We start from the raw sequence: 6,528 nt of genomic DNA on the forward strand, positions 1-6,528 counted from the left end.
CCCCATAACCCGTCGGCCCGCGCCCGTAGCGCCTCCGGCCGCCTCCCGCCCCGGCAGCCGTCGCCCGGGCGCACGGCCGAACGGCGGCCACCCGTACGGTCCACCGGCCGCCCCGCGCAGGAATCCTGCCCCTCCCTCGGCGAAGACGCCGGAATGCTGCGCCGCCCGCAAAGGATCGACGCGCGCCCGGAGCCGCCCCCTGCCTAGGCTGAACCCCGTCCGGCGGCGCCCCGGGCGGCCCGCACCACGCCGGGCGCCGGCGCCGCCCGGCCCCCGGGGACTGCTCCGGCGACACGTACGCGACCAGTGAAGACGCCCACGTGCGCCGGAGTGCCCGGGCCCCGCCACCCCGCACCGCAGCCGCCACCCAGAGAACCGAGAGGGGTGCCCGTGTCCGCCGCGCCGCACCGCATGCACCAGTACGACGCAGACCTGGTCGACCTGGTCTTCGACTACATGCGGGCACGCCTGCAGTACGACCCGGTGCCCCTGGACCACCCCGGCGACGGCGACAAGCTCCGCGCCCACCTGGACGGGCTGCTCAACGCGCGCGGCAACGACCCCGCCGACGTGATCAAGCTCTACGACGAGCACCTCAGCCGCGCCGTGATCTCCGCGGACAGCCCCCGCTACCTCTCCTTCATCCCCTGCGCCCCCACCAAGGCCGCCCTCCTCTTCGACATGGTGGTCTCCTGCGCCTCCCTCCAGGGCATCTCCTGGCTGGAGGCGGCCGGTGCGATCGCCGCCGAGAACCAGGTCCTCCGGCTGATCTCCGACCAGGCGGGCCTGCCGCTCACCGCCGGCGGCTGCTTCGTCTCCGGCGGCTCGGCCGGCAACCTCTCGGCCCTGGTGGTCGCCCGTGACACCGCCCGCCGCAAGCACGGTGTCGACGCCCGGGCCCGGCTGCGGATCGCGGTCAGCGACCAGGCCCACTCCTCGATCACCAACACCCTCAACATCATCGGCGTGGAGGCCCTGGTCGTCCCCACCGAGGGCCACCGCCTCACCGGCGAGGCCCTGCGGGCCGCCATCGAGGCCGACGACGACCGCGGCAGCCTCATCGGTGTGGTCGCGACCGCCGGCACCACCAACGCCGGAATCATCGACGACCTCGCCGGGGTCGCCGACGTGGCCGGCCACTTCGACCTCTGGTTCCACGTCGACGGCGCCTACGGCGGCGCGGGCCTCTTCGCGCCCTCCGTCCGGCACCGCTACGACGGCATCGAGCGCGCCGACTCCTTCGTGGTCGACCCCCACAAGTGGCTCTTCGCGCCCTTCGACTGCGCCGCGCTGATCTACCGCAAACCCTGGCTGGCCAAGGGCGTGCACACCCAGGACGCCTCCTACCTGGACTGTCTGCACACCGAGGGCGAGGAGTGGAACCCCACCGACTACGCGTACCACCTCACCCGGCGCGCCCGCGGCCTGCCGCTCTGGTTCTCGCTGGCGGTGCACGGCACCCAGGCCTACAGCGACGCCATCGAGGCGGGGCTCACCCTCGCCCGGGAGACCGCGATGGTCATCCGGGAGACCCCGCACCTGGAACTGGTCCGCGACCCCGAGCTGTCCGCGGTGGTCTTCCGGCGCCTGGGCTGGACCTCGCAGGACTACTACGACTGGTCCCAGCGGCTGCTGGCCGGGCAGGTCGGCTTCGTCACCCCCACCGGCTGGGAGGGCGAGACCGTCGCCCGGTTCGCCTTCCTCCACCCCGGGACGACCATGGAGATGGTGCACGAGATCCTGGACACCATGGCCTGACCCCCGGACGCCTGCCCGGCAGCGGCCGGGCCGCCGCCCCGGCCGGGCGCAGGGGTCACAGCAGGGAGCCGTGCGGGATGTACGGCGACGGCGGCCGCAGTCCGCGCAGCGCCACATAGCCGCGGGTGGAGAGCGTCAGGCCGGCCTCCAGGCCGACGTCCACCGCCCACTCCTGCTCCGCGGTGAGGTTGGTGACCGCCGCCTCCTGCCCGTCGGGCACCCGGGCCAGCGCCTCCCTCAGCAGCCGTACCGCCAGCCGCCGTGAGGTGGCGGCCAGCAGCACCACCCGCCCGCCGAGCCGGTAGAGGTACCCGGAGCCGCTGAGGGTGTCCGCCACCAGCAGCTCGTCGGTGTGCAGCGCCAGGAAGTCATGGTCCACCCCGTGCGAGGCCCCCCGCGTCAGCCGGTCCACCGACTCCAGCAGATGCCGCTGGGCCGGGCCGCCGGGGTGGACCGGGATCTCCCCGGGGTCGCGCAGCCCCGAACGGTCCACCGGGCCGTGCAGCTCCATCGCCGGATGCAGGGTGAATCCCGCCCGCCGGTAGCGTCGCGCGGCCCTCGGGTCGGGCGAGGAGCAGAGCATCCCGCGCAGACAGCCGCGCCCGTACCGCAGGGCCTGCTCCAGCAGCAGCAGTCCGACGCCCCTGCCCTGGGCCTGCGGGCGCACCGCGAACGCCGCCAGGATCCAGGTGCCCTCCCGGCGGGCCGACAGGGCCACCCCCACCGCCTCGCCGTCCTCCTCGGCGAACCAGCAGCCCTCCGGGTCGTGCCGGGCCAGATGGCGGTTCCTGGCCTCCGTCCGTGCGCGCCACTGCGGCGTGGGCTGCCGCCCCGGCTCGTTCCGCGTCCGGGCCAGTGCGCCGAACGCCTCCTCGCACACCTCCCGCACCCGTCGGGCATCGGCCTCACTGTCACGTACCGGTCGAAGGATCACGCCCCCACGCTGGCACGCAGCCCCTCCGGCGCTCCAGCCGTTGCGGCTCCCTCGGCCTGATCTCGACCCCGTGGGCCGCACGCCCGACCGGGGTGCGGACGGCCGCTCGGCCGTGACCGCACCCGGGCGGTGTGCGAGCATGGACGAAACGGGACGCCCCAGTCCGCCGCACCGCCGGCCCGGGAGCCCCCGGAACCGTCCCCGGAATAGATCGGGGAGGCCGCCGGTTGGTGCGGTCGGCAGTCTGTCGTCAGAACCGGGAGTATGCAGATGACCGTCCAGGACGAGACCACCGTCGAGAGTGGCATCATCCTCACCGATGCCGCCGCGGCCAAGGTCAAGGGCCTGCTCGAGCAGGAGGGCCGCGACGACCTCGCGCTGCGGGTCGCTGTCCAGCCGGGCGGCTGCTCCGGCCTCCGCTACCAGCTCTTCTTCGACGAGCGTTCGCTCGACGGCGACGTGGTCAAGGACTTCGGCGGCGTCAAGGTCGTCACCGACCGGATGAGCGCCCCCTACCTCGGCGGCGCGACCGTCGACTTCGTCGACACCATCGAGAAGCAGGGCTTCACCATCGACAACCCCAACGCCACCGGCTCCTGCGCCTGCGGCGACTCCTTCAGCTGATCGGCAGCCCGAGGGCGGCGGTCACCCGGAACTCCGGGACCGCCGCCCTCGGCGTGTCCGGCCCCGCGGGGCCGCAGCCGGAATCAGCGGGGGCCCTTCTCCCCGGTGGCGCCGGCGCCCGGCCGGGGCACCACCGTCGGCCCGGCCCCCTCGGGGAGGGCTTTGCCGGTGACGGCGTCCACCACCTGGCGGCCGTCCAGCGGACGGGTCAACTCGGCCTGGACGTTCTGGTACTTCGCCAGCATGGGGCAGACCCGCCCCTTGGGCACGGGCCGGTCGGCCACCACCCGGACGGTCACCCGGTCGGCCCGGGACTCGTCCGTCCGCAGCGCGAAGGTCTGGCACACCCCCGCCCAGAACCACACGGTCAACCGGTTGCCGGAGACGGTCCAGGTGTGCGCCGCGGGGCCCCCCGCCACCGGACCGCCCACCACCGGACCGCCCGGCCCGGGAGCGGGGCTGCCCGCGGACGGGGTCGGGCCGGCGCCGGGCGTACCCGCGGTGGCGGGGGCACTCGACGCGGAGGCCCCGGGGCCCGGTGAGGCGGACGTGCTCGCTGAGGCGGGCGTCGCCCCGGCGGTGTCCTGCGCCCGGGGGGACGTGGACGAGCCGTGCACCAGCCAGGCCGACCCGCCGCCCGCCAGCAGTACCGCGACCGCGCCCCAGACGATCGCCCACCTGCGCCTGCGGCCCCGGTCACCGGGCGCGGCACCGGCGTCCTGCCCGGGCCCGCCCTCCGGGTGTCCGGCTGCCTTCTGTGGATCCACGGTTCGTCCTCCTGGCAAGCGCCCAAGCCGTCCGTCCGCCGCCGGAGCGGCGGAACCGTGGATGGGACGCGGCCGGGCGCGCCGTGGTTCCGGCGGGCCCCGCCGGCCGGGGCTCAGTCCCCGTACTCCGCCATCCCGGCCACCAGCGAGGCGGCACCCGGCGGCACCGCGAAACCCCGTCCGGCCCGCGGCCGCGGCTCCGGGGCGGTCGCCAGCACCGGCCAGAACAGGCCCAGCCGGCGCGAGGAACTCACCAGTCCCGCCAGCGTCTCGGGGTCGGCGTCGCCGCGCAGGAAGGCGGGCACCGTGCGGGGGTCGTGCTCGGGCATCATGGCTCTGCTCCGGTTCGCTGGACAGCCGGCGGGCGCGCCGTGGGCGCCGTCGGGGGCGTGACCCGCCCCTTCGTGCGACAGTAGGCCGCCTCCGGCCCGTCAGCCACCCTTACCGTACGGTAATGAACCGGACACGCTCCGGGAGGAGCCGCAGGCCGGTGCCGCACGCACCCGCAGGCCGGGGCGCGGGTACCGTGTGAGGGACACCGGCCCCCCATCGAGGAGACCCCGCCGTGCGCATCGCCGTCACCGGCTCGATCGCCACCGACCATCTGATGACCTTCCCCGGCCGTTTCGCCGACCAACTGGTCGCCGACCAGCTGCACACGGTCTCGCTCTCCTTCCTGGTCGACACCCTGGACGTACGCCGGGGCGGCGTCGGCCCCAACATCTGTTTCGGCCTCGGCCTGCTGGGGCTGCGCCCGCTGCTGGTCGGCGCCGCCGGGCCGGACTTCGACGAGTACCGCTCCTGGCTGGAGCGCCACGGCGTGGACACCAGCCCGGTGCTGATCTCCGAACTGCGCCACACCGCGCGCTTCGTCTGCACCACCGACGCGGACCACAACCAGATCGCGTCCTTCTACACCGGTGCCATGGCCGAGGCGCGCAACATCGAGCTCAAGCCCGTCGCCGACCGGTTCGGCGGCCTGGACATGGTGCTCATCGGGGCCGACGACCCCCAGGCGATGGTCCGCCACACCCAGGAGTGCCGCGACCGCGGCTACGCCTTCGCCGCCGACCCCTCCCAGCAGCTCGCCCGGATGTCGGGTGACGAGATCCGGGAGCTGATCGACGGCGCCGAGTACCTCTTCACCAACGAGTACGAGGCCGCCCTCATCCAGAGCAAGACCGGCTGGAGCGCCGACGACATCCTCCAGCGGGTCGGCACCCGGGTCACCACCCTCGGCGCCCGCGGCGTGCGGATCGACCGCCGCGACGGCACCACCGTCGAGGTGGGATGCCCGGAGGAGGAGGCCAAGGTCGACCCCACCGGCGTCGGCGACGCCTTCCGGGCCGGCTTCATGGCTGGTGTCTTCTGGGAGCTCGGCCTGGAGCGCTCCGCCCAGATCGGCTGCATGCTGGCGACCCTGGTCATCGAGACCGTGGGCACCCAGGAGTACGAGCTGCGCCGCGGCCACTTCCTGGAGCGCTTCGCCAAGGCGTACGGCGACACCGCCGCCGCCGAGGTCCAGGAGCACCTCGGCGTTTGATCCGCCCGGATCAGCCGCTGCGGCGGACCACCAGATAGGCGGTGCCCCGGTCGCCCCCGTAGTCGGCGGCCGGGGCCTCGCCCGCGTACTCCTCGCCGCGCATCTGGCACCAGGCGGGGATGTCCAGCCGGGCCGCCTCGTCGTCGGAGAGCACCGCGACCGTGCCGCCGGTCGGCACCTCGCCGATCCGCCTGGCCAGTTCGATCACCGGGATCGGGCAGCGCCGCCCCAGGGTGTCCAGCACCAGCGGGGCCTGCGGCCCGGCGCCCGCCGCCGTGGACGGGGAGGGGGAGGGCAGCCCGAGCGGGGCCCGTACCGCACCGACCACCTCGGGCAGCACCTCCAGGAACCGCCGCACCTCGGCCTCCTCGGTCCCGGGCGGCAGGGAGACCCGGACATTGCCCTCGGTCAGCACCCCCATCGCCTTGAGCACATGGCTGGGCGTCAGGGTGCTGGAGGTGCAGGAGGAGCCGGAGGAGACCGCGAAGCCGGCCCGGTCCAGCTCGCCGAGCAGCACCTCGCCGTCCACATAGAGGCAGGAGAAGGTCACGATGTGGGGGAGGCGGTGCACCGGGTCGCCGACCACCTCGACCTCCGGCACCAGCTGCGGCACCCGGGTCCGGATCAGCTCCACCAGGGAGCGCAGCCGGGCGTCCTCCGCCTCGGCCTCCTGCCGCACCGCCCGCAACGAGGCGGCCGCGGCCACGATCGCGGGGACGTTGACGAAGCCCGGTACCCGTCCGCGCTCCCGCTCGTCCACCGGCAGCGGAGAGGTGTAGCGCACCCCCTTGCGGACCGCGAGCACCCCCACCCCGGCCGGCCCGCCCCACTTGTGGGCGCTGGCGGCCAGCAGGGACCAGCCCCCCGGCAGCGCCGCCCGGCCGGCGCTCTGCGCGGCGTCC

7 protein-coding genes are annotated in these 6,528 nt (G+C 74.9%); 3 read left to right on the forward strand and 4 right to left on the reverse strand.

From position 1 onward, the window contains the following. Positions 1–390 precede the first annotated feature (390 nt). Positions 391–1,758 (forward strand): pyridoxal phosphate-dependent decarboxylase family protein, encoded by a 1,368-nt coding sequence (locus tag AOK09_RS12085; RefSeq protein ID WP_245687252.1) that lies wholly within the window; start codon positions 391–393, stop codon positions 1,756–1,758. 55 nt (positions 1,759–1,813) lie between these two features. On the opposite strand, the gene AOK09_RS12090 is transcribed toward AOK09_RS12085, so the two are convergent. Then, positions 1,814–2,692, reverse strand: coding sequence for a GNAT family N-acetyltransferase (locus AOK09_RS12090; RefSeq protein ID WP_055587161.1), 879 nt, complete (start codon positions 2,690–2,692; stop codon positions 1,814–1,816). A 270-nt stretch (positions 2,693–2,962) separates the two neighbouring features. Between AOK09_RS12090 and AOK09_RS12095 the strand changes: the two genes are divergently transcribed. Further along, positions 2,963–3,316 (forward strand): HesB/IscA family protein, encoded by a 354-nt coding sequence (locus tag AOK09_RS12095; protein WP_055587162.1) that lies wholly within the window; start codon positions 2,963–2,965, stop codon positions 3,314–3,316. 83 nt (positions 3,317–3,399) lie between these two features. Here AOK09_RS12095 and AOK09_RS41985 read toward each other — a convergent pair whose 3' ends face one another. Continuing rightward, on the reverse strand, positions 3,400–4,083 hold the full coding sequence (locus tag AOK09_RS41985; RefSeq protein ID WP_055587163.1) for a hypothetical protein: 684 nt from the start codon (positions 4,081–4,083) through the stop codon (positions 3,400–3,402). A 113-nt stretch (positions 4,084–4,196) separates the two neighbouring features. Further along, complete coding sequence (locus tag AOK09_RS12105) at positions 4,197–4,412, reverse strand: hypothetical protein (protein ID WP_157875868.1); 216 nt, start codon at positions 4,410–4,412, stop codon at positions 4,197–4,199. 236 nt (positions 4,413–4,648) lie between these two features. On the opposite strand from AOK09_RS12105, the gene AOK09_RS12110 reads away from it, so the two are divergent. After that, positions 4,649–5,626, forward strand: coding sequence for a carbohydrate kinase family protein (locus tag AOK09_RS12110; RefSeq protein WP_055587165.1), 978 nt, complete (start codon positions 4,649–4,651; stop codon positions 5,624–5,626). A 10-nt stretch (positions 5,627–5,636) separates the two neighbouring features. Here AOK09_RS12110 and AOK09_RS12115 read toward each other — a convergent pair. Then, a partial coding sequence (locus tag AOK09_RS12115; protein WP_157875869.1) for a cysteine desulfurase/sulfurtransferase TusA family protein occupies positions 5,637–6,528 on the reverse strand: 892 nt, incomplete at its 5' end.

It is taken from the genome of Peterkaempfera griseoplana (assembly GCF_001418575.1).
GTDB classification, from domain to species: Bacteria; Actinomycetota; Actinomycetes; order Streptomycetales; family Streptomycetaceae; genus Peterkaempfera; species Peterkaempfera griseoplana.

Coding starts and splice junctions, on each gene's coding strand:
- AOK09_RS12105 (WP_157875868.1), bottom strand. CDS start 4,412: ATGCCCGAGCACGACCCCCGCACGGTGCCCGCCTTCCTGCGCGGCGAC.
- AOK09_RS12095 (WP_055587162.1), top strand. CDS start 2,963: ATGACCGTCCAGGACGAGACCACCGTCGAGAGTGGCATCATCCTCACC.